The organism is Skermanella stibiiresistens SB22 (genome assembly GCF_000576635.1).
In the GTDB taxonomy this organism is placed as follows: Bacteria; Pseudomonadota; Alphaproteobacteria; order Azospirillales; family Azospirillaceae; genus Skermanella; species Skermanella stibiiresistens.
In genome coordinates this window covers 38425-61496 of sequence record NZ_AVFL01000005.1, presented here as the reverse complement: position 1 = coordinate 61496, position 23072 = coordinate 38425, and the positions used below count along the sequence as shown (strand labels likewise).

At 67.3% G+C, this 23072-nt stretch carries 19 protein-coding genes; 8 read left to right on the top strand and 11 right to left on the bottom strand.

Going from position 1 to position 23072, the window contains the following annotated elements:
• Nucleotides 1-20: 20 nt before the first annotated feature.
• The 5 genes from N825_RS08435 to N825_RS08415 all read left to right on the top strand — a co-directional run bounded on the left by N825_RS08435 (nucleotide 21) and on the right by N825_RS08415 (nucleotide 6729).
• Nucleotides 21-1562: an ABC transporter substrate-binding protein gene (locus N825_RS08435; protein ID WP_037449736.1), complete on the top strand. Its 1542-nt coding sequence runs from the start codon at nucleotides 21-23 to the stop codon at nucleotides 1560-1562.
• 27 nt (nucleotides 1563-1589) lie between these two features.
• Nucleotides 1590-2540 carry an ABC transporter permease gene (locus N825_RS08430; protein WP_037449732.1) on the top strand — a complete coding sequence of 317 codons (951 nt, stop codon included), beginning with the start codon at nucleotides 1590-1592 and terminating at the stop codon, nucleotides 2538-2540.
• Nucleotides 2537-4366, top strand: a complete 1830-nt coding sequence (locus N825_RS08425) for a dipeptide/oligopeptide/nickel ABC transporter permease/ATP-binding protein (protein WP_037449729.1) — start codon at nucleotides 2537-2539, stop codon at nucleotides 4364-4366. The genes N825_RS08430 and N825_RS08425 overlap by 4 nt, the downstream gene beginning before the upstream one ends.
• A complete protein-coding gene (locus tag N825_RS08420) occupies nucleotides 4363-5334 on the top strand; it encodes an ABC transporter ATP-binding protein (protein WP_037449726.1) in 972 nt (323 codons plus the stop codon). Before N825_RS08425 ends, N825_RS08420 begins: the two co-directional genes overlap by 4 nt.
• A 72-nt stretch (nucleotides 5335-5406) precedes the next feature.
• Nucleotides 5407-6729: an NAD(P)/FAD-dependent oxidoreductase gene (locus N825_RS08415; RefSeq protein WP_037449723.1), complete on the top strand. Its 1323-nt coding sequence runs from the start codon at nucleotides 5407-5409 to the stop codon at nucleotides 6727-6729.
• A 338-nt stretch (nucleotides 6730-7067) separates the two neighbouring features.
• On the opposite strand, the gene N825_RS08410 is transcribed toward N825_RS08415, so the two are convergent.
• From N825_RS08410 to N825_RS08400, 3 genes are all read right to left on the bottom strand, one after another.
• Nucleotides 7068-7988, bottom strand: coding sequence for an SDR family NAD(P)-dependent oxidoreductase (locus tag N825_RS08410; protein WP_063833698.1), 921 nt, complete (start codon nucleotides 7986-7988; stop codon nucleotides 7068-7070).
• Between the two features lie 195 nt (nucleotides 7989-8183).
• Nucleotides 8184-9932: a cation:proton antiporter domain-containing protein gene (locus N825_RS08405; protein WP_037449720.1), complete on the bottom strand. Its 1749-nt coding sequence runs from the start codon at nucleotides 9930-9932 to the stop codon at nucleotides 8184-8186.
• Nucleotides 9933-10125: 193 nt separating this feature from the next.
• Nucleotides 10126-10689 carry a TetR/AcrR family transcriptional regulator gene (locus tag N825_RS08400; RefSeq protein ID WP_084164596.1) on the bottom strand — a complete coding sequence of 188 codons (564 nt, stop codon included), beginning with the start codon at nucleotides 10687-10689 and terminating at the stop codon, nucleotides 10126-10128.
• 85 nt (nucleotides 10690-10774) lie between these two features.
• On the opposite strand from N825_RS08400, the gene N825_RS08395 reads away from it, so the two are divergent.
• Nucleotides 10775-11518 carry an SDR family NAD(P)-dependent oxidoreductase gene (locus tag N825_RS08395; RefSeq protein ID WP_037449714.1) on the top strand — a complete coding sequence of 248 codons (744 nt, stop codon included), beginning with the start codon at nucleotides 10775-10777 and terminating at the stop codon, nucleotides 11516-11518.
• Nucleotides 11519-11734: 216 nt separating this feature from the next.
• Here the strand turns inward: N825_RS08395 and N825_RS08390 are convergent, their stop codons facing one another.
• The 8 genes from N825_RS08390 to N825_RS08355 all read right to left on the bottom strand — a co-directional run bounded on the left by N825_RS08390 (nucleotide 11735) and on the right by N825_RS08355 (nucleotide 21008).
• Entirely contained in the window at nucleotides 11735-12442 is a 708-nt protein-coding gene (locus N825_RS08390; protein ID WP_037449711.1) for an SDR family NAD(P)-dependent oxidoreductase, read from the bottom strand.
• Nucleotides 12442-13449 (bottom strand): Gfo/Idh/MocA family protein, encoded by a 1008-nt coding sequence (locus N825_RS08385; protein ID WP_037449707.1) that lies wholly within the window; start codon nucleotides 13447-13449, stop codon nucleotides 12442-12444. The genes N825_RS08390 and N825_RS08385 overlap by 1 nt, the downstream gene beginning before the upstream one ends.
• 47 nt (nucleotides 13450-13496) lie before the next feature.
• The gene (locus N825_RS08380) at nucleotides 13497-15284 is read right to left on the bottom strand and encodes an ABC transporter ATP-binding protein (protein WP_037449704.1); all 1788 of its coding nucleotides are present in this window, start codon (nucleotides 15282-15284) and stop codon (nucleotides 13497-13499) included.
• Nucleotides 15281-16195: an ABC transporter permease gene (locus N825_RS08375; protein ID WP_245613054.1), complete on the bottom strand. Its 915-nt coding sequence runs from the start codon at nucleotides 16193-16195 to the stop codon at nucleotides 15281-15283. The genes N825_RS08380 and N825_RS08375 overlap by 4 nt, the downstream gene beginning before the upstream one ends.
• Complete coding sequence (locus N825_RS08370) at nucleotides 16192-17133, bottom strand: ABC transporter permease (protein ID WP_037449701.1); 942 nt, start codon at nucleotides 17131-17133, stop codon at nucleotides 16192-16194. The genes N825_RS08375 and N825_RS08370 overlap by 4 nt, the downstream gene beginning before the upstream one ends.
• 22 nt (nucleotides 17134-17155) lie before the next feature.
• Complete coding sequence (locus tag N825_RS08365) at nucleotides 17156-18715, bottom strand: ABC transporter substrate-binding protein (protein ID WP_198038232.1); 1560 nt, start codon at nucleotides 18713-18715, stop codon at nucleotides 17156-17158.
• 107 nt (nucleotides 18716-18822) lie between these two features.
• Nucleotides 18823-19995 (bottom strand): NAD(P)/FAD-dependent oxidoreductase, encoded by a 1173-nt coding sequence (locus N825_RS08360; protein ID WP_037449698.1) that lies wholly within the window; start codon nucleotides 19993-19995, stop codon nucleotides 18823-18825.
• A 47-nt stretch (nucleotides 19996-20042) separates the two neighbouring features.
• Complete coding sequence (locus N825_RS08355) at nucleotides 20043-21008, bottom strand: LysR family transcriptional regulator (protein WP_051511731.1); 966 nt, start codon at nucleotides 21006-21008, stop codon at nucleotides 20043-20045.
• Between the two features lie 226 nt (nucleotides 21009-21234).
• Between N825_RS08355 and N825_RS08350 the strand changes: the two genes are divergently transcribed.
• Entirely contained in the window at nucleotides 21235-21978 is a 744-nt protein-coding gene (locus N825_RS08350; RefSeq protein WP_037449695.1) for an IclR family transcriptional regulator, read from the top strand.
• A 13-nt stretch (nucleotides 21979-21991) separates the two neighbouring features.
• Complete coding sequence (locus N825_RS08345) at nucleotides 21992-23053, top strand: ArsO family NAD(P)H-dependent flavin-containing monooxygenase (RefSeq protein ID WP_037449692.1); 1062 nt, start codon at nucleotides 21992-21994, stop codon at nucleotides 23051-23053.
• Nucleotides 23054-23072: the final 19 nt, after the last annotated feature.

Below are 23072 nucleotides of genomic sequence, written 5' to 3'. Positions count from 1 at the left end.
TGCTCAGAAGAGGTTTTCCCATGCGGATGTCCCGTCGCGGTTTTCTGGTGGCAGGAGCGAGCCTGCCGCTCGTCGGCATGGCCGGCAAGGTCATGGCCCAAGCGGCGGGTGCCGGGGGCCGGGCGGGCAACCTCACGATCGGCTTGTCCACATATCCGCCCAACCTGCAGCCCTGGGTCAACGCCGGGGCCGCGACCGGCAGCGTCACGTCGCTGATCCACCGCGGCCTGCTGTCCTACTCGGCCGAGGGCCAGCTCCAGGGCGAGCTGGCCGAAAGCTGGGAACGGGACGGCGACACCGGCTGGGTCTTCCACCTGCGCGACGCCAAGTTCCACAATGGCGCCCCGGTCACGGCGGAGGACGTCAAGTGGAACCTGGACCAGATCGCCGGTGAGAAGTCGACCGCCTATATGCGGAACCAGTTCCAGGGCGTCGAGAAGATCGAGACGCCGGACGCCCGAACCGTCCGCCTCATTATGAAGCAGCCGACGGTCACGGTGCCGGACTGGTTCGCGACATATTACATGCCGATCGTGGCGCCGGGCACGGTCAGCCGCGACAGCATCGCGGTCGGGGCCGGACCGTTCAAGCTGAAGTCGCTGGAGCGTGGCGTCTCGATCGACCTGGAGGCGTTCGATGGCTTCTACAAGCCGGGAATGCCGAAGCTGGCGACGGTCAGGATCGTGGCCTATCCGGACGAGAACCTGCGGGTGGCGGCCTTGCAGTCCGGCGACGTCGACCTGATCGACTATGTCCCCTGGGCCGCCATGGGGCAGATCGAGCAGGACAAGAACCTGAAGCTGGACACCACGTTGGGGCCTTTCATGTACCTGACCTTCAACGGCAGGTCGGGTCCCTTCTCCGACGCGCGGGTGCGCCGCGCGGTGGCGCTGGCGGTCAACAGGAACGACATCGTGCAGAGCGCCTTCTTCGGCCGGGGCGGCGCCCTGGAGGGGCTGCCGTTGCCGGAAGGCACGCCCTATTACGACGAGGCCCGGTCGCGGGGCTGGCGCCGTGATCTGGACGCCGCGAAGGCGCTGCTGGCCGAGGCCGGGATGGCCGGCGGCTTCTCCTGCACGCTTCTGTCCACGGCCCAATACGGCATGCACAAGAACACCGCCGAGGTGGTCCAGCAGAACTTGGCCGATCTCGGCATCCAGGTGGCGCTCAACATGCCCGACTGGGCGACGCGGGTGGCGGTCGGCAACCGCGGCCAGTACGAGTTCTCGGTTAACGGCACGGCGATGGAGAGCGCCGATCCCGATAGCCTGTCGGCCCTGATCGACGACGCGGCGGCTCCCTCGTATATCCGCAGCACCGGCATCACGGTGCCGGGACTGTCGGCGCTGCTCCAGCGGGGCCGGGCGGAGTTCGACCAGGAGAAGCGCCGCGCGATCTACGCCCAGGTCGAGGATCTGGTGCTGGAGCAGGCGCCGATCGTCGGCCTGGCATGGCGCTCGCAGGGGTTCGCCATGAAGGCCAACCTCCAGGGCTTCACCAACATCCCCGGCCCGCTGTCGTTCTACTCGGCCACCACCCTGGAGAACGCCTTCCTCGCCTGAGGCGGGCGGGGAGATCGAGGTCCACGCATGGAATGGTTCGCGAAGCGCCTGGGCATATCGGTGCTGCTGGTCTGGATCGTCGCCAGCATCGTCTTCCTGGCGATCCATCTGGTGCCGGGCGACCCCGCCGAGCTTCTGCTGTCGCAGGGTGGGGCGGCGCCCGATCCGGCGATCGTCGAGGACCTGCGCGACCAGCTCGGGCTGAACCGTCCCGTGCTGGAGCAGTATCTCCACAGTATGGCGAACCTGCTGCGGGGGGACCTCGGCAACTCGCTGATGGACGGCGCCCCGATCGCCGGCGAGATCGCGACGCGGCTGCCGCGGACGCTGGAGCTGATCGGCGCCGCCGCGCTGATCAGCGTCCTGATCGGTGTCTCGACCGGCACGCTGGCCGCCGTCGCCGCCGGCGGCCCGTTCGACCGCGTGGCATCCGCCCTGGCCGGGCTGGGGCTGTCGGTGCCGGTCTTCGTGATCGGGACGCTGGCGATCCTGGGATTCGCCCAAACCCTGCGATGGGTGCCGGCGGGCGGCTTCGTCGCGTTCTCGCAAGACCCGGTCCAGCATCTGATCATGCTGGCGATGCCGGCCGGGACCATCGCGGTCGGGCTGTCGTCAACGCTGTTCCGGGTGACCCGGAGCGCCGTGCTGGAGGTGACGATGCGCGACCATGTCCGTACCGCCCGGTCCAAGGGGCTGTCGTTCCGGCGCATCCTGACGCGGCACATCCTGCGGAACGCGCTGATCCCCGTGGTGACCGTCCTGGCGCTCAACCTGGGGACGCTGCTGGGGGGAACGGTGCTGGTCGAATACGTCTTCAACTGGCCTGGACTGTCCGGGCTGCTGGTGGACGCGGTCAACGCCCGCGACTATCCGGCCGTGGTCGGCGTGGTGCTGGTGATCTCCATCCTGTTCGTGACGCTGAACTTCGTGGTCGACATGCTCTACGCGGTGCTGGATCCCAGGGTGAGGCACGGATGAGGCGGCTACCATGGGTTTCCGCCGGCGCCGTCGGGTTGATCATCCTGGCGGCGGTGCTGGCGCCCCATATCGGGCTCGCCGATCCGGTCGGGATGGACGTGGCGCACCGACTGGCGGGACCGTCGCCGACGCATCCGCTAGGACAGGACGAATATGGCCGCGACGTGCTGTCCCGCCTGCTGTGGGGAGCCCGCACCTCGCTGGGCATCGCCTTCGCCGCGGCGGCGATCTCCTGCGTCATCGGCACCATCCTGGGCGTGGTAGGCGGCTATGTCCGAGGGATCGCCGAGCTGCTGACCGTTCGCTCGATGGACGTGGTGCTGTGCTTCCCGCCGCTGCTGCTGGCCCTGCTGGTCGTGACGCTGCTGGGACCGGGCGCCAGCACGCTGGTTCCGGTGCTGGTGATCGTCTACCTGCCGAGCTTCACCCGCGTCGCCTATGCCGGCGTGCTGTCGGTGCGCGGGCATGAATACGTGACGGCCATGAAGGTGCTGGGCGCCGGGCGGCTTCGGATCATGACGCGGACCATCCTGCCCAACATCGCGGGGCCGATCCTGGTCCAGTTCAGTTTGGCCGCCGCGTCGGCGGTGGTGCTGGAATCCGGTCTGTCCTTCCTGGGGTTGGGGGTCGTTCCGCCGGCACCAAGCTGGGGGCTGATGATCGGCGCCGCGCGCGGCACCATGGTCCAGGCGCCCTTGCTGCTGCTGTGGCCCTGCCTGGCGCTGACGGTGACCATCCTTGCGATGAACGCCCTGTGCGACGGATTGCGCGACATGCTCGACCCGCATCCAGCCGCGCGCCGGGTGTCGTGGTTCTCCCGGTTCCGCCGCAGGGCGCCCACCGCCCCGCTGGCGCGGGTCGAGCCGGATACCGTGTTGGACGTCCGGGGCCTGAGCGTGGCGATCGGCGATCCGGCGGAGGGTCGGTACGCGGTGCGCGACGTGTCGTTCCAGGTCAAGGCGGGCGAGACGCTGGCGATCGTCGGCGAGAGCGGGTCCGGCAAGTCGCTGATGAGCCTGTCCGCGATCGGCATGGCTCCGGCTGGGGTCGAGGTCGCGGCTGGAACCTCCGGGATGGACGGCGCGGACCTGCTGGCGCTGGCTCCGGGCGAGCTTCGGAAACTGCTGGGCGACCGCATCGCGATGATCTTCCAGGACCCCGGCAGCAGCCTCAACCCGGTTCATCGTGTGGGCGCGCAGATCGCCGAGGCGATCCGCGCCCATCGGCCGGTGTCGGCGGCGGAGGCTCGGGAGCGGGCGGTGGCGATGCTGCGGAACGTCGGAATCCCCGATCCGGAACGGCGGGCGCGGGCGTATCCCCACGAGCTTTCCGGCGGCATGAGGCAGCGGGTGATGATCGCCATGGCGATCGCCAACGGTCCCCGGCTGCTGATCGCGGACGAGCCGACCACCGCGCTTGATGTGACCATCCAGGCGCAGGTGCTGGACCTGCTGGCCGCCCTGAAGCGCGACGGCGGGCTGGCGCTGCTCTTCATCACCCACAGCCTGCCGGTGGTGGCCGAGATCGCCGACCGCGTCGCGGTGATGTATGCCGGCGAGATCCTGGAGGAGGGACCGACCGCCGAGATCTTCGCCAAACCGCGCCACCCGTACACGGCAGCCCTGCTGCGGAGCGCCCCCCAGGATGATGGACCGGCGCCGGAGGGCATTTCCGGAACGGTGCCCGTGCCGGGCGACCTGCCGGCGGGCTGCGTGTTCGCGCCCCGCTGCGACAAGCGGATCGAGATCTGTGACGAGACCCGGCCATCCCTGTTCAGGATCGGCCCCGGCCGGTCGTCCCGTTGTTTGCGGTGGGCTTCGTTATGAGTGAGTGCTTGATCCGGGGCGAGGGCATGAGCCGGTCGTTCCACGGAGGCGGCTTCTTCCGGCGCGGCCGGTCGATCCAGGCGGTCAGCGACGTGTCGATCTCGCTGTCGCGCGGCGAGGCGGTCGGTCTGGTCGGTGAGAGCGGATCGGGCAAGAGCACGATCGGCCGGCTGATGCTCGGGCTGATGCCGTTGAGCGGCGGCAGGATCCTGTTCGACGGCGACGATCTGGCTGTTTTGGACGAGAAGCGCCGCGGGGCGCTGCGGCGGCGGATGCAGATGGTCTTCCAGGACCCTTATTCCAGCCTGGACCCGCGCCGGACGGTGGGATCGCAGGTGGAGGACGGCCTGTCGATCCACGGCATCGTGCCGAGGGGCGAGCGCGGAGCGCGCGTCGCCGAACTTCTGGCGCAGGTCGGGCTGGAACCGCACCATGCCGCCCGGACGCCGCACCAGTTCAGCGGCGGGCAGCGCCAGCGCGTCGCCATCGCGCGGGCGCTGGCGACCAATCCCGACTTCCTGGTGGCGGACGAGCCGGTCTCGGCGCTGGACGTGTCGGTCCAGGCGCAGGTGATGGCGCTGCTGGCCGACCTGCGCTCCCGGCTGGGTCTGGCGATGCTGTTCATCAGCCATGACCTGCCGGTGGTCCGCCACCTGTGCGACCGGGTCGTGGTGCTCTACCTTGGCCGCGTGATGGAGGAGGGCCCCGTATCGGAGGTTCTCCGGGCACCTCACCATCCCTATACCCGCGCCCTGCTGTCGGCGGCGCCAAGCCTGCACGCGGAGTCCCGGCGCGAGCGCGTCGTCCTGCGCGGCGAACCGCCGAGCCCCGCCAACCCGCCCTCGGGTTGCGTCTTCCGCACCCGCTGCCCCCACGCCATCGAGGCCTGCGCCGCCCAGCCGCCGCCGCTGGAGCCACGCGAGGCCCCCGGCCACCGCGTCGCCTGCATCCGGCACGACATCGGCTGAGGGCGGTTTCAGGCGGGCATCCAGTCCTTCCAACATCCAGCATCCAGGCACGACCAAGGAATTCGCCGAACCATGGCACCCCGCATCGATCACATAGAGACGGATCAAATCCTCCCCAAACGCGCCGATGTCGTCATCATCGGCGGTGGCATCGTCGGCGTCTGCACGGCGCTGTTCCTGGCAGAGAAGGGCGTGTCGGTGGCGCTCTGCGAGAAGGGCCACATCGCGGGCGAGCAATCCAGCCGCAACTGGGGCTGGTGCCGCAAGATGGGCCGCGACGTGGCCGAGATCCCGCTGGCGATCGAGAGCCTGCGGTTCTGGGAGCAGATGAACAGCCGCGTCGAGGCGGAAACCGGCTTCCGCACCGGCGGCGTCGTCTATCTGTGCGAGACCCAGGACGACATCGACCAGCATGCGGCATGGCTCGAACACGCCCGACCCTATCAGCTGGACAGCCAATTGCTGACGCCGGATGGCGTGGACAAGCTGCTGCCCGGCTCGACCCGCAAGTGGAAGGGGGCGCTGTACACCCCCAGCGACGGCCGCGCCGAACCGCAGAAGGCGGCACCCGCCATCGCGGCGGCCGCCCGGCGCAAGGGGGCGGTCATCCTGACCGGCTGCGCCGTGCGCGGCATCGAGACGGCGGCCGGCAAGGTGTCCGGCGCCGTGACCGAGCGCGGCACGATCGCCTGCGATACCGTGGTGGTGGCGGGCGGCGCCTGGTCGCGACTGTTCCTCGGCAACATGGATCTGCCCTTCCCCCAGCTGAAGACGCTGGGCTCGGTGATGCGGACCAAGCCGCTGGCCGGCTTGCCGGAACAGGCGGTCGGCGCGTCGGACTTCGCGTTCCGCAAGCGGCTGGACGGCGGCTACACGGTGGCCCAGCGCGGCGCCAACATCGCGCCGATCGTGCCGGACAGCTTCCGCCTGTTCTTCGACTTCCTGCCGGCCCTGCGGAAGCAGTGGCACGAGTTGCGGCTGCGGGTGAACGGACGCTTCATCGAGGAATGGAAGATCCCCAAGCGCTGGTCGCTGGATCAGGCGACGCCGTTCGAGACCGTCCGCGTGCTCGACCCGGCGCCGGCGGACTCGATCCTGGAGGAGGCCCGCGTCAACCTGTCCCGCAATTTCCCCGCCTTCAAGAACATGGAGATCGCGGAAAGCTGGGGCGGCTTGGTGGACGTGATGCCCGACGCCGTGCCCGTCATCTCCCACGTTCCGGGCGTGCCCGGTCTGGTGATCGCCAGCGGCATGTCGGGTCACGGCTTCGGGCTTGGGCCGGGAACCGGACGGCTGGCGGCCGATCTGGTGACCGGCGACGTGCCGATCGCCGACCCGACGCCCTTCCGGTATGAGCGCTTCCTGCGCGGCGGCAAGGCTGGCAAAGCCGCCTGAGGGGGTGGAAAAACCCTGATTTGGTCATCAAAGGTCATCATTCCACCCGGGGGGCACTCCAGGAGGTGGATGATGACCTGGGGGCCTGGGGGCCTGTGTTGGATTGGGAGAGCATCGCGTGGAGGTTCCAGGAAAAGGAAAATATACCTTAAACCTATCCGCGATCTAGGAACGAAACAAGTGGTTCCTGGGGAATCAGCTTGTTAAAAGAGATTGGATGTTCTCTTGTGGGTCGGCTAGAGCGAAGCGGCAGCCGATAGACAGGCGCGTCGATGTCAGCTGCCGCTTCGCTCTAGCCGACCTACGGTTGTGCGTGGAGGTGGTGGTGGCTTGACCCGTCAGGTGCGGTAATAGTCTCCGCGCCTACCGGACCTATTCGCCGCCGACGATGCCAGCAGGGCCACCAGCGCCAGTCCGGCACCCATCAGGGCGACGGCGCCGACCGACGAGACCGCTTGGCCGTCGCGGGCGGGTTTGGGTTCGCTCATGCCGCGGTGGACCTGGGCCAGCATCGGGTCGGACATCAGGTTGGTGGCGGCGCCTTGCAGCTTTGTCTTCAGGCTGGCGGCGATCACGTGATGCTTGTCGGCCATCAGGGCCTCGTAGCCCTGGCGGGCGACCTCGGCGGGGTCGTCCTTGGGACCGTCGCCGACGGGAGTGCCTTCCATGCCGGCGCGGTGGAAGAAGTTCGTCTCGGTTGGTCCCGGCAACAGGGCGGTGACGACGATGCCCTTGGGCGCCAACTCGTTCCGCAAAGCCTCGGCGAAGGAGCGGATGAACATCTTGGACGCGGAATAGACAGTCTCGAACGGACCCGGCATCAAACCGGAGATCGACGCGGTGAACAGGATCCGGCCTTCGCCACGCTTGACCATGTCGCGGACGATCAGCTTGGTCAGGTGAACCTGGCTTCGAACGTTGAGGTCGATCAAAGCCAGTTCGGCGTCGAGATCCGTCTGGCTGAAGTCGCCACCCCCCACGCCGACACCGGCGTTGGCGCAGAAGACATCGACGGGGCGTCCCAGCCTGACGACGGCGTCGTGGAACCGCTCGACACCTTCCGGCTTGGTCAGGTCTGCCGGAACGGCGGTGACATCCCGGCCCGTCTCGCGCCGGAGCAGGCCGGCGGCGCCCTCCAACTTGCTGGGATCCCGTCCACCGATGACGAGGTCATGGCCATTCCGGCCGAATTGCCGGGCCAGTTCAAGCCCGATGCCACTCGATCCGCCAGTGATGACGGCAAGCTGCCGTATCGTCATTTCCCAATTCCTCGGTAACCGCTCAGGTTGTCGTGAACGTTGTCGCCAACAGGGTGGGGGGCGTGGGGTTCCGTCGCGGCCGATGCGATCGGAGGGGGGCGATCAAGAAAGGTTCGAGGAGGAATCGTCCGGCGAAACGGGTGCCAAGGCCGTTCCCCGTGCGCGGATTAGGGCGAGTGGAGGACCGAAGGCGCCTCACACGGCCGCCGCCGCTTCCTCCGATGCTTGTTGGTTCATCTCGCGGCGACGGGCGGCCATCTCGATGAAGGCGGTGCGGAGTTTCGGGTGGTGGGCGGTGAACTGGTTGAAGTCGCGCCGTTCCAGGATCAGGAGCTTGCAATAATCGACGGCGGTGACGTCGGCGTTGCGGCGCCTGCCGCTCAGCAGCGCCATCTCGCCGAACAGGGTGCCCGCCTCCAGCCGGATGGTCCGGCCGTCCGTGTGGACCTCGACGGCGCCCGAGGAGATGAAGAACACTCCGTTGGCGCGGTCGCCGCGGCGGATCAGCCGGTCGCCCGGCGCCGCCGTTTTCGGCTGGAACAGCAGGAGCAGCCGTTCCTGGTCGTGGCTGTCGAGCATCCCCAGGACGGGGAAGGTGTTGGCCAGGGCCTGGATCTGGAGGCTATGGGCCTGCTCGCGCTCTTCGCCACGGCGTTTGGCCTCGGCGAGGCTTTCCTGAAGGGACGCGAAGTTCTCCGATCCAAAGGGGACGGCGCCGGCGGGCCGGCGTGCCTGGAGGTTTTTCCGGATGGCGTCCACGCCCAGGAAGACCAGCGGGTTCAGGATGATCGACAGGATCGCGCCGGCCAGGATCAGGTCGCGGCCCTCGGTCGGCAATAGGCCCAGCGATAGGCCCAACCCCGCCAGGATGAAGGAGAATTCACCGATCTGGGCGAGGCTCGCCGAGACCGACAGGCCCATTCCGGCGGGATAGCGCAGCAGGAGCACGATGCCGAAGGCTATCAGCGACTTGCCCAGCACGATCAAGGCGACGACGGCGATCACGGCCAGGGGTTCGCGGACCAGGATCGAGGGATCGAACAGCATGCCGACCGAGACGAAGAACAGGACGGAGAAGGCGTCCTGCAACGGCATGCTGTCCTCCGCCGCCTTGTGGCTGAAGCGTGATTCGCTCAACACCACGCCGGCGAAGAAGGCACCCAGCGCGAAGGACACGCCGAACACCACCGCCGAGCCATAGGCGATGCCGAGCGACACCGCCAGCACCGACAGGGTGAACAACTCGCGGGAGCCCGTGCGGGCGACCTTGGCGAGCAGCCAGGGCACGACCTTGGGACCCAGGATGATCGCCAGCGCCGCGAAGGCCCCGACCTTGCCCAGCGTGATCGCCAGCGTCAGCGCGATGGGGCCGTCGGCGCCGGGGCCGTGACCATCCGCCGCTCCCGGCGCGTGGCCGCCCAACGCCTCCGAGAAGGCGGGCAGCAGCACCAGCGCCAGGACCATGACGAGATCCTCGACGATCAGCCAGCCAATGGCGACGCGCCCATCGGGCGTGTTGAGCAGGTTCCTCTCCTCCAGCGCCTTGAGCAGCACGACCGTGCTGGCGACCGACAGGCTCAGCCCGAGCACCACGCCGGCGCCGATACCCCAGCCCCACAGCGAGCTGAGGCCCACGCCCAGCAAGGTCGCCAGGACGATCTGCCCGATCGCGCCAGGGATGGCGACACCTTTGACGGCCAACAGGTCGGACGCCGAGAAGTGCAGTCCGACGCCGAACATCAGGAGGATGACCCCCATCTCGGCCAGCTGGCTGGCGAGCCCGCCATCGGCGACGAAACCGGGCGTGAAGGGACCGACGAAGATGCCGGCGACCAGATAACCCACCAGAGGCGGAAGCCGCAGCCGGTCGGCCAGATATCCAAAAACGAAGGCGAGGACGAAGGCGATCGAAACCGTGGCGATCAGTGTGACGTCGTGAGGCACGCGGGCTTCCCTGCTCGGGGACTTGGGGGTGGCGGGATACTAACCGGCTGAGGCCGAAGGACGAAACGTTCAGTCTGTTTTTTCGGGAATGATGGTCGCGCCATTGCCTTCGGATGGTCGTGGGACGGACCGATCGATCAAATCGGCTTGGTTCGCTTGAACGGCTACTGAATATAGCGAAGCATATCGGTGGCTAATCCGAACCTTTCACGCTTATGCCATTCAGGAACAAGTCCACCAGATGCCCAATGCGCGTTTTCGATGAACTGTCATTTTCGATCGCTATGGAAATGGCGGTTATCACGTAAATGAAATCCGCGTAGGTGACATCGCGGCGGATGGTGCCTGCTTCTTGTCCACGCCGAAGCAGTCGATGTCCTTCCGCCGTGATCGCATCACATCCGGGCGTCCCGCATTGGATCACAGTCCCAATCGAAGCGGCGAGGCTCTGATAAGTGCTCGCGTCCCTGGCAAGCTCCTCAAGATAAGCTCGCACCGCGTCGCCAGGAGCGAGATCTGGGTCGCGTGCGCGGCTGGCCTCCGCCAGCGATAAGAAACGCTCATTGCTGGTGGCGGCCAAGAGCGCCTCGCGTGTGGGAAAGCGACGATAAAGCGTACCGATACCGACGCCCGCGCGCTTGGCAACCTCCTCCAACGGAACATCCGCTCCTCTTTCCAGGAAAAGCTCCTCGGCGGCGGAAAGGATGAGTTCGCGGTTTTTCCGCGCGTCAGCCCGGAGGGTAGGTTCATCGCTCAATTTTTTCCTCATCGCTTGCCAAGTGGAGGCTACCTCCATATCCTATGTGGAGCAATCCTCCACTTGTCGAGAAGGGTATTGTGACATGACGAGACGTTTCGAAAACAAAGTCGTGGCGATAACGGGAGGCAGCGACGGCATCGGCCTCGCGACGGCGAAACTCTTCGCCCTCGAAGGCGCGCGCGTGTACATCACAGGGCGTCGGCAAGAACCACTCGCCGAGGCCGTGAAAGAGATCGGCCATGGGGCGGTCGGCGTGCAAGGTGACGTCACCAACTCCGCCGACGTCGCCCGGCTTTACGAACGGATCCAACGCGACCACCAAAAGGTCGATGTCGTGTTCGCCAATGCGGGCATTTACGAGGCCGCTCCACTCGATGCGATCGACGACGCGCGTTTCGACGCGACCTTCAACGTCAATGTGAAAGGCATGGTTTTCACCGTGCAGAAAGCACTACCGCTGATGGCGGCGGGAAGTGCCGTCGTCCTCAATGGCTCCGTCGCTGGCGGTAAAGGCCTGCCAGGCCAGTCTCTTTACAACGCCAGCAAGGCGGCGGTGCGTTCATTCGCCCGAAGCTGGACGAATGACCTCAAGGAGCGAGGCATCCGCGTGAACGTGGTCTCACCTGGTGGAACGGAAACACGCATGATACGGAGTTACCTCGAATCGCAACCGGAAGTCGAGGAGGAGCTCAGTAAAAGCGTTCCGCTTGGGCGGTTGGGGGAACCGAACGAGGTGGCGTGGGCAGTCCTCTTCCTGGCATCGAGCGAGAGTAGCTTTGTCGCTGGACATGAGCTTTTTGTCGATGGCGGTTTCGCCGCGGTCTAGGCCCTGGGGCATGGCTCGTCCAGTTCCATGGATTGGATACCGATGATGAAGGCGGGACCGGTCATGGCGTGGCCTCATCCTCGTCCGCGGCCCCATGCCCGGCCGTTCGTCGCGCGGAACGGCCAAGTCAACCATGGCGGCCGACCGAAACCGTACCACGCTCCACCCGACCCACAAACCCAAGAACCTCCAAGGAGTTGATCGCCCCCGCGATCCTTACAGCATGTCCTCCAGCGTCGAGTTGATCGGCACCTCGGTGATGCTGGAGGTGTTGGGGAGGTCGAGGACGAAGGCGACGGTGCGGGCGATGTCGGCGGGTTGGGTGATGTCCTCCGGCGCCCGGTTGGTCAGGTTGGCGGACATGTCGGTCGCGACGTAGCCGGGGCAGATCGCGGTGGCGCGGATGCCCTGGTCCCAGCCGGCGTGCCGGATCGAGTGGGTCAGCGCCATGGCCGCGAACTTGCTGAGCGCGTAGGTGCCGGAGCGGGCGCTCTTCACCCGCTTGCCGGACAGCGAGACGATGGTGACGACGCGTCCCTGGCCGGACGCGGTCAGCCACGGCCACGCCGCCTGGACCAGCCGGAGCGGCGACTTGACGTTGACTTGCATCAGGGCGTCGATGTCGCCATCGTCGGCCTCGATCACGGTCTTTGGGATCATGATGCCGGCGTTGGCGATGACGGCGTCGATCCGGCCGAACCGCTCGGCCGTCGCCTCCGCCCAGGCTTTCTCGGACTTCGGGTCGGTGGCGTCGAAGCGGTGGACCAGGGCGCCTTCAGGCGCGTCCGTCAGCTTGGCCGGATCGCGGACACCCAGGCTGAGTTCCCAGCCCTGGTCCGCCAGCGTTCGGGCGATGGCGAGGCCGATGCCGCGGTTGGCGCCGGAGATCATCGCGACGCGGTTTGGGGTGGTGGGCGATGGCATCACGGCTTCTCCCAGCCGCCGGCCTTGGCCGAGCGGAACAGGGCGTCGATCACGCGCATGTTCAGGATGGCGTCGGCGATCGGGTGCTCCAGTCGCTCCTGGCCCAGGACCACGCGGGAGAAGGCGTCGCCTTGCAGCGTGTACTGATCGCAGGGGGGGAATTCCTCGACCACGGCGCCGCCGCCCATGAGGTCCCGGCCGTCGTCGACCAACAGGCGCGTCGTCTCGGAGGGTGGGGCGTTGAAGGGGATCTGGATCTCGATCCTGCCCTTGGTGCCGCTGATCGTGACGCGCTGGTGGGGATTGAGCTGGGTGGCGCAGGTGAACCCGAGATGCCGGTGGCCGGGGAACTCCGCCAAGGCGGAGGTCAGCCGGTCGGTGTGCATCGCCGGGTCGCGGTCGATCAATCCCACCACCCGCTCGGGCTCGGCGTCGAAGATGTGGCGGGCCGTGGCGATGGCGTAGCAGCCGATGTCATAGAGCGCGCCGCCGCCGATGTCGGCCTTGTTGCGGACGTTCTCGGGATCGGCGTTGAAATAGGAGAAGAAGGTCTGGATCGCGCGGACCTCGCCGATGGCGCCGCTCGCGGCGATCTCGCGGGCGCGGCGCCATTGCGGGTGATGGCGCACCATGAAGGCCTCGGCGGCGATACGGCCGGAGCGGGCCTCCGCCTCGGCGATCCGGCCGGCCTCGTCGGCGGTCAGCCCGACCGGCTTCTCGCACAGCACGTGCTTGCCGGCCTCCAGCGCCTTGAGGGTCCAGGGCACGTGCAAGTGGTTGGGCAGCGCGTTGTAGACGACCTGGATGTCCGGATCGGCCAGCAACTCCTCGTAGCTTCCATAGGATTTGGGAATGCCGAGGGAGGCCGCGACCTCGGCCGCCTTGGCCGCGTCGCGGGACCCGATGGCGTCGACCCGGCTGAACTCGCCGCGCTGGAGGGCGGGGATCACCTTCTCGCGCGCGATCTTGGCGGTGCTGAGAACGCCCCAGGAAATGGTCTGGCTCATGGATTCCTCGTTCTTCTTGCTTGGATTATCTTGTTTGTTCTTGGGGGTCAGGAGGCGAGCACGAAGTGGTCCGGCGCGACCTCGACAAAGTTCCGCGGCGGCGCCACGTGGTCCAGGGGGTGGATCGGGCTGCGCGGTTCGTCACCGGGCGGGATGGGGTCGTGGGAGCGGCGGCGCGGGTCGGGGACCGGAACCGCGGCGAGCAGGCGCCGGGTATAGTCATGGCGCGGGTTGCCGATCACCTCGGCGCGCGGGCCGATCTCGACGATCTCGCCCAGATACATCACGGCGACCCGGTGGCTGACCCGCTCGACCACCGCCATGTCGTGGCTGATGAACAGGTAGGCGAGGTTGAACTCGTCCTGGAGGTCGAGCAGCAGGTCGATCACCTGAGCCTTGATCGAGACGTCGAGGGCCGAAACCGCCTCGTCCGCGATGACCAGCTTGGGCTGGAGCGCCAAGGCCCTGGCGATGCAAAGCCGCTGGCGCTGGCCGCCGCTGAACTCGTGGGGAAAGCGGGTGGCGTGGCCGGGCTCCAGCCCGACGCGATGGAGCAGATAGGCGACCTTCTCCCGCACCTCGCGCTTGGTGGCGACGCCGTGCAGCAGCATCGGCTCCGCGATGGCCGAGCCGACGGTCTGGCGCGGGTCAAGCGAGCCGAACGGGTCCTGGAAGATCATCTGGATCTTGCGGCGCGCGGCCTGGAGCGCCTTCTTGTCCAGGGTCAGGATGTCCTGCCCGTCGAACCGGACGGAACCGGCTGCGGGTTCGACCAACCGCAGGATGCTTCGCCCGGTGGTGGACTTGCCGCAGCCGGACTCGCCCACCAGGGCCAGCGTCTCGCCCTCGCGGACGGTGAACGAGACCCGCTCGACCGCGTGGACATTGCCGACGTGCCGGCTGAGGAAGCCGCCCTTGACCGGGAAGCGGGTGACAAGGTCGCGGACCTCCAGGATCGGCTTCCGCTGGGGCTTGACCGTCTCGATCCGGTCGCCGGCATCGTCGGCGAAGCGGCGCGGGCCGGTCGAGCCCGCCATGTCGCCAAGCCGCGGCACCGCCGCCAGCAGCATCTGGGTGTAGGGGTGCTCGGGGGCGGCGAAAACCGCCTCCGCCGTGCCGTCCTCGACCAGCCTGCCGTTCCGCATCACCAGCACGCGGTCGCTGATCTGGGCGACCACGCCCATGTCGTGGGTGATGAACAGGATGGCCGTGCCGGTCTCGCGCTGCAACTCGCGCAGCAGATCCAGGATCTGGGCCTGCACGGTGACGTCCAGGGCGGTGGTCGGCTCGTCCGCGATCAGCAGCTTGGGCCGGCAGGCCAGCGCCATGGCGATCATCACCCGCTGGCGCATGCCGCCGGAGAAGGTGTGCGGGTGCTGGTTGAAGCGCCGCTTGGCGTCGGGGATGCGGACGCGGTCGAACAGGCGGAGCGCTTCGGCCTCGCATTCGCGGTCGTTGCCCCGGCTGTGGTAGCGCAGCGCCTCCTTGACCTGGAAACCGACCGGCAGCACCGGGTTGAGGCTGGTCATCGGCTCCTGGAAGATCATGCTGACTTGTCCGCCCCGGACCTCGCGCATCTGGCTTTCCGACAGGGACAGGATGTCCCGGCCGTCGAGCCGGATGGCGCCGGTCATGCGGGCGGTTGAGGGCAGCAGGCGGAGGATCGACAATGCGGTGACGCTCTTGCCGGAACCGGATTCGCCGACCACCGCGACGGTCTCACCTGCGTTGACGGTGAAGCCCAGGTCCTGGACCACGCTACGCCCGGCGAAGTCGATCCGCAGGTCCTCGACGGAGAGGACGGGGGTCGCTTGGGAGGGAGGCGCACCGGTCATGACTCGGTCCTCAGGTTGGGATCGATCGCGTCGCGCAGGCCGTCGCCGATCAGGTTGAGCGCCAGCACCAGGATCAGGACGGCGAGGCTGGGGAACAGGGCCAGCGAGTAGCTGTCCAGGATGTTCTCGAAACCCTCGCGGACCATGCCGCCCCAGGTCGGCGTCGGCGGCGCCACGCTGAGCCCGATGAAGGCCAGCGACGCCTCGACCCTGACGGCGGTCGCCATCCAGAGCGACGCCATCACCAGCACGTCGGGGATGATGTTGGGCAGCAGGTGGCGGAACATGATCCTGCTGTCGGAATAGCCCAGCGCCCGTCCGGCCTGGACGAATTCCCGCTCGCGGAGCGCTATGGTCGGCGCCCGGGCGATGCGGGCGAAGGCCGGCACCGCCGTGAAGGCGATGGCGAGGATCAGGTTGGTGACGCTGGCGCCCAGCATGGCCACCAGGATCAGGCCCAGGATCAGCGACGGGAAGGCCAGGATGACGTCCATCACCTGCATGATGACGATGTCCAGCTTGGCGCCGAAATAGCCCGAGACGAGGCCGATCAGGGTCCCGACCACGACCGCCACCAGGATCGAGCACAGCCCGATCAGCAGCGACAGCCGCGCCCCGTACATGATGCGCGAGAAGGTGTCGCGGCCATAGGAGTCGGTGCCCAGCCAGTGCAACGCCGAAGGCGACTGGAGCGTCTCCAGGATGTTCTGTTCCAGCGGATCGTGCGGCGCCAGCCACGGCGCCAGCACGGCGGCGGCGATGATGATCAGGAGGGCCAATCCGCCCACCCAGGTCGTGGCGTTCATCCGGAACGCGCGGGCGACCGCGCGCCACGCCATGGTGGCGACGGCGCCGAACTCCGATTGGGCGAAGCCGCCGGGGGCCATGCGTTTCTCCGAGCCGTCGGTCATCGATACTGTACCCTGGGGTCGACCAGTCCATAGACCAGGTCGGTGAGAAGATTGATGACCACGACGATGAAGGTGTAGATCACCATCATGCCCTGGAGCATCGTGTAGTCGCGCTGGCCCAGCGCCCCGACGATCAGCTTGCCCAGCCCCGGCCGGTTGAAGACGATCTCGGTCAGCACCGAGTTGCCGATCAGGATGCCGAGATAGAGGCCGACGACCGTGACCACCGGGATCAGCGAGTTGCGGAAGGCGTGGCGCCAGATCACGACGTTGCGCGGCACCCCCTTGGCCCTGGCCGTCCTGACATAGTCCTGGCTCATCACCTCCAGCATCGCCGAGCGGGTCACGCGGGTGATGTAGGCGGCCATGATCAGGCCGAGGTTGACGGCGGGCAGGGTGAGGTCGCGCAGCTTGCCGGCGAGGCTGGTGTCCTGGCCCGAACTGATCACCGGGAACCAGCGCAGCTGGATGGCGAACAGCAGCAGCAGGATGACAGCCGAGACGAAGGCCGGGGCCGACAAGCCCAGCAGCGACACGATGCGGGTGAGGTAGTCGGGGATGCGGTTGCGGTTGACCGCGGCCCAGATGCCCAGGGGCACCCCGAAAGCGAGCCCGAGCACCAGGGCCGCCAGTGTCAGCTCGATCGTGTAGGGCAGGACGTTCAGCACCTCCTGGACGACGGGACGGCCCGTCGCCATGGAGACGCCCCAGTCGCCCCGGACCACGCCGCCCAGGAAGTCGAGGTACTGGACGATCAGCGGCTGGTCGAGCCCCAGCTTGTGGCGCAGCGCCTCGATGGTGGCGGCGCTCGCCTGATCGCCCAGCACGACCGAGGCCGGGTCGCCGGGGAGCACCCGGACGATGAAGAAGACCAGCGTGAGCACCGCGAACAGCGTGATGACGGCGAAGCCGATCCTTTTCAGGACGAAGGCTGTCATGGCCAGCTCCGGGTTGCGGGGATCAGTTGGTGAAGCGGGTCTTCTCGGTCACCGGCGGGATCAGGCTGAGCGAGGCCTCGACCGGATAGCCGAAGTCCAGCGTGTCCTTCCAGGCCCAAAGCTGGAGCAGTTCGAACATCGGCACCGCGCAGACCTGCTCGACGATCTTCTTCTGGGCCTCGGCCCACAGCGCCTTCTGCTTCTCGGGATCGGGCTCGACGCGGGCGGCCTTGATCTCGGCGTCGGCGATGTCGCAGTGGGAGAAGTTGGTGACGGCGCTAGGCTTGCCGACGATGGCGTCGGATTCGAAGAACTGCGTCAGGTAGGTGTCGGCGACCGGGAAGCGCGCCGCGCCATAGAGCACGACCTGCGACAGGTCCTGCCGGATCTGGGCATGGAAGGTCGGGTGGTCGACCGGCGCCAGGTTGAGCGTGATGCCCGCCTGCTTCAGCAGCGCCTGGACCGCCTGCATCGTGTTCATCATCGACGGCAGGGTGGTCTGGATCGAATTGATCGTGATGCCGTCGGGGTATCCCGCCTCGGCCAGCAGCTTCTTGGCCTTGGCCGGATCATAGGGAGCGAGGCCGACATCGGCGTGGCCGAGATAGCCCGCCGGAACGATCGAGGTCGCCTCGCGGGCGATCTCGGCACCCTTGAACTTGACCAGGGCGGGACGCTGGATGGCGTCCGCGATGGCTTGGCGGACGCGGATGTCGTCCAGCGGCTTCTGGGTCATGTTCAGGTGGACGTTGAACAGCTCGCCCGGCCCGAGGACGACCACCTTGGTGTTGGGCAGCTGCTTCATCCGGTTGATCCAGTTGGGATCCTGCCTGCCATAGGACAGGTCGATCTCGCCCGACTGATAGGCCAGGTCGCGGCTGCTGTCCGACAGGATGTAGCGGTAGGTGACCTCCTTGATGTGCGGCGCGCCCCGGAAATAGGCCTCGTTGGCCTTCAGCTTGACGAACTGCTGCGGCTGGTACTCGACGAACTGGAACGGGCCGGTGCCGACCGGATGCCGCGCGAAATCGTCGCCGGCCTTCTCCGCCGCCGCCTTGCAGATGATGTTGCCGCCATGATACGGCGCCAGCAGGCCCAGGAAACCGGGCACCGGCTTGGACAGCACGATCTTGACGGTCTTGGGGTCGGCGGCCTCGATCGTCTGGAAGGCGGCGTATTCCGCGAAGAAGCTGGACGACGCCTTGGACGCCGCGCGCTTCAGCGAGAACACGACATCGTCGGCCGTCAGCTTGGCGCCGTCGTGGCACTGGACGTCGTCCCGCAGCGAGAAGGTCCAGGACAGCTTGTCGTCGGTGCTGGTCCAGCTGGTCGCCAGATCGGGCTCGATCGCCTCGGGCGTCGCCTTGCCCGGCGTGATGCGGACCAAGCCGTTGAACATCATCGACACGACGCCGATGTCCGGCGTCGAGGTCGCGCGGAACGGGTCCATGGTGCCGAGGTCGTTTCCGGCGGCCGCGATGCGCAGCGACGTGCCCTGGGCGTGGGCGCCGGAGACGCCGGCGGCGAGGACGAGGCCCGCCAGCAGGGCGGTGCGGAGATGGGTGTGCCTAAGTTTCTTCACGGATAGCCTTCCCTGTAGAAGTCGTACCGGCGCGGCTTGTTTGGGTTTCGTCCGCTTGTCCGGGGATTGTTGGGTCTCTTTGGTGGAGTGGTTGGCCCTATGCCTCATCAACCATGCAGGGCCAGGGGCTCGAACGCCGCCCCTTGTCTCCTGAAGCGCGACAGGGTGAAGGGAGTGATCGGCATCGCCGTCCGCTTGGTTTCGACCAAATCCGCGACGATGGTTCCGGTGACGGGCCCCAAGCAAAAGCCATGCCCGGAGAAGCCCATCGCGATGGTCAATCCCTCGAAGTCCGCCGAGGCCTCGATCACGGGGAGGCCGTCCGGGGTCAGGTCGATCAGTCCGGCCCAGACCTCGTCGATGCGGGCGTCCTTGAAGGCCGGCACGACGGTTCCGAACAGGCGTACGACCTCGGCGACGCTATTCATGCTGGGGCGCACCGCTGGACGAATCTCACCATTATCCCTGGGGCCGCTCTCCATGTCGCCGTGCCATGTTTCCAGCCCGCTGGTGACGCGGAAACGGCCGTTGACCTCCTGCCTACCGGCGCAATCGGCGTTGGCCACGCCGATCACCGGGCCGAGTGTCGGCGCCTGGGCCGCCGAGCGCAGCACGGTCACCATCGGCACCTGGAGGGGAACCGCCAGCCCCAATGGGTCGAGCAGGTCGTTGCCGAAGATGCCGGCGCTGACGACGACATGGTCGGCGGGGATGAAGCCCTTGTCGGTGGCGACGCCGGTGACGCGGCCGGAGGCCGTCTCGATCCGCAGCGCCCGTTCGCCGAACCGCGTCACCGTGCCTAATCTTTGGGCGGCCTGGACGTAGGAGAGCACCGTCGCCTTGGGATCGGCGGAGCCGTCGGTCGGGCACCACGACGCGGCCATGACCCGGTCGGACACGGCGGGCGCCACGGACGCGATGTCGGCGGTGTCGGTCAGCAGCGTCAATTCCAGCCCGGCGGCGGATTGCTCGGCCACCAGTTTCTGGATGACCGGCACCTCGTCGACGGTGCGGGCGAGGCGCAGGTTGCCGTTGCGGCGGTAGCTGGTCTCGCCGTCCAACTCCCCGGCCAGTCCGATCCAGCGCTCGACGGCGGCTGTGGCGAGCGGCAGTTCGGCGGGGTGGCGGCCGGATTGGCGGACACCCGCCAGCGTCCATCCCGACGCCATCGCGGCCGGCGAGTAGCGGTCCAGCAAGGTGACCTTGAAGCCGCGCCGGGACAGCTCGTAGGCGCTCGCGGCGCCGCTGATCCCGGCTCCGACGACGATAACATCAGTCATGATCGATCACAGGCCCTGTAAACATGTGAATAGGGGGTTCCCAAGCGTCAGGCGGTCATCAGGATTTCGGCGGGGGTGATCCTGGATGGCGGGCCGGGAGGCGCGAAGGCGGGCTCCGCCGGCGTCTCCAGCGCGCGCATCTGGCGCTTGATCAGGCGGACCAACTCGCCCATGCCGGAACTGACGCAACGGTTGGTTGGCGTCGCCAGCACCAGGGAGCGTTCCAGGAAGGGCTCGACGATCAGCGAGCTGACCAGCTTGCCGGCCTCGATCTCGCCCTGGATGGCGGCTTCGGGCAGGATGGCGCAGCCCATGTCGCCCTCGACCAGCCGCAGCATGGACGAGATGGAATCGCATTCGGCGTGCACGTTCAGGGTCATGCCCTGGCGCGTCGCCCAGGTCTCGACCTGCTGGCGCAGGCCATGGTTGCGGCTTGGCAGCACCAGGGGAAGGTCGGGCAGTTCGCGCGACGGCGTGCGCGGCGGCAGCGGCCCGCGCTCGGCCGACGCCACCAGGTGCATCCGCTCGGTCAGCAGCGGTTCGGCGTTGAGGCGTTGCGTGGCCTCGTTGGCGTAGAGCACCGCCAGGTCGATGCGGCCATTGGTCAGCCATTCCAGCAGATGGCCGTTGAACGCCTCGGTGAAGCGCAGCTTGATGTCTGGATAGGCGGCGTAGAGGGTTCGGGCGAGCGGCACGGTCAGGATGCGGGCGACGGTCGGTGGCATGCCGATGTTGGCGCTGTCGATGCCGCCCTTGCACAGGTTCAGCATCTCGGTCCGGGCTTCGGCCAACTGCTCCAGGATGGAGGTCGCCCGGGCGTAGAGCCGTTCGCCCGCCTCGGTCAGGACGACGCCACGCCCGTTGCGGTAGAGTAATGGAACGCGCAGATCGGTTTCCAGATCGCGGACATGGCGGCTCAAAACAGGTTGCGTCTTGCCCAGGAGAATGGCCGCCTGAGAGAAACTCCCGGCTTCAACGACTTTGACGAAGTACTCGATGTCTCTCTGATTCATGACCCCTCACGTTCGTTAGGGGGCAAACCTGCGTCGGGTCTACCTCGTATTTGAGTATCGGGAGATATCCGGCGGGAGACCTGATGAGCATTGACTGTCTCTGCCCGTTCCGATGCTGGGCCAAGCTCAACGTGTTTTTTCTTGATGGTCAACACAATTCTTATTATCAGAGTATATAAAGATTGCTGTTCGAATAATCGGAACATGACGCTGGGGTGACGGGGCCATGACGGGACTAAGCTCATCATCCAACGCCGAACGCGCCGCCGCCGTGCTGCTGGTCCTGGGAGAGGCTGGTTCAGACGGGTTGGCGCTGAAGGACATCGCGGCCCGCATGGGCGAGGCGAAACCGGCCGTCCACCGCACGCTGGTGGCGCTGGCCAAGCACGGCTTCGTCGAGCAGGCGCGCAACCGCGGCGGCTATCGGCTGGGGCCGTCGATCTACGCGTTGGCCTGCCGCCAGAACACGGCGGCGGAGAAGGTGCGGAAGTGGCGTCCGGCCCTGATGGCGCTGGCCGAACGGCTGGGCCACGGGGTCTACCTGATGGAGCGCGCCGGCATGGACGCGGTCGTCCTGGACATGCACATGGGAACCGCCCCGATCCAGGCGCTGACCAATGGGGTCGGCGGCCGGCTGCCGATGGGTTTGGGGCCGGGCAGCGCCAGCATCCTCGCCATGCAGGACGGCGGCACCCGCGACTTCATCCTGACCGCCAACGCCGACCGTTTCGCCCAGCGCGCCATTGGTCAGGATATCGTGCGGCGGATGGTCGAGCGGGCGGCCGAGCAGGGCTTTGGCATCGACCTGGGCGAGATCATCCCCGGCTGCGGCGGCATCGCGATCCCGATCCGCGAACGCGGTGGAGGCACGACGACGGCGATCTCCACCGCGATGCCGCTGTCATTCCTAAGCCAGCCAAACATCGATTTGGTGCTGCGGGAGATCAGGGCGGTGATCGCGGCGGGGTGAGGAGAGCGGCGTGATGTCGGAACAGGGGCGGAAACACGATGTCGTGGTGATCGGTGGCGGACAATCCGGCCTCGCCGTCGGCTACTTCCTGCGCCGGACGGGACTCTCATACGTCATCCTGGACCAGGAGGCTGGCTCGGGCGGCGCTTGGCGGCATGGGTGGGATACGTTGACCTTGTTCTCGCCCGCGAAATGGAATTCGCTTCCCGGTTGGCCAATGCCACCGTCGGAAGGCGAGTTTCCAGGCCGCGACCACGTGATCGACTATCTGGTCCGGTACGAGGCCCGCTATGATTTTCCCATCGTCCGCCCGGTCCGGGTCGAGACGGTTGACCGTGATGGCGATGAACTCGTGGTGCGGACGGAGGGCGGCGATTGGCGGGCGCGGGCGGTCGTCAGCGCCACCGGAACATGGAGCCAGCCTTTCGTTCCCGATTACCCAGGCGCCGCGGATTTCGAGGGCGCCCAGATCCATTCCGCCGATTACCGAGGGCCGGACGGCTTCGCGGGCCAGACTGTACTGGTCGTCGGAGGCGGCAATTCGGGCGCGCAGATCCTGGCGGAGGTCTCGAAGGTCGCCAACACCCTCTGGGTGACGCTGGAGGCCCCGACTTTCCTGCCTGACGACGTCGATGGGCACGTGCTGTTCGAGCGCGCCACCGATCGGTTGCACGCGAACCTCGAGGGACGGAAACCCGGAACACCCAAGGGCGGATTGGGCGATATCGTCATGGTGCCGTCCGTCATCGACGCCCGCGAACGCGGCGTGCTCGGCTCCGTGCGGCCGTTCGAACGCTTCACCGGAACCGGCGTGGTTTGGCGCGACGGTACCGGGACGAGGATCGACGCGGTGATCTGGTGCACGGGGTTCCAACCGGCGTTCGCTCCCCTGAGCCGGCTGGGGCTGGTCGAGCCCGGAGGCCGGGTGCGGGTCGAGGGGACCCGCTCCGTGGCGGAACCCCGCCTGTGGCTTGTCGGCTATGGCGAGTGGACGGGTTTCGCGTCGGCGACGCTGATCGGCGTCATGCGCGGCGCCCGTGACACCGTACGGGAAATCGAGGCGGCACTCCGCTGAACGCGCCTCATATCCCGGC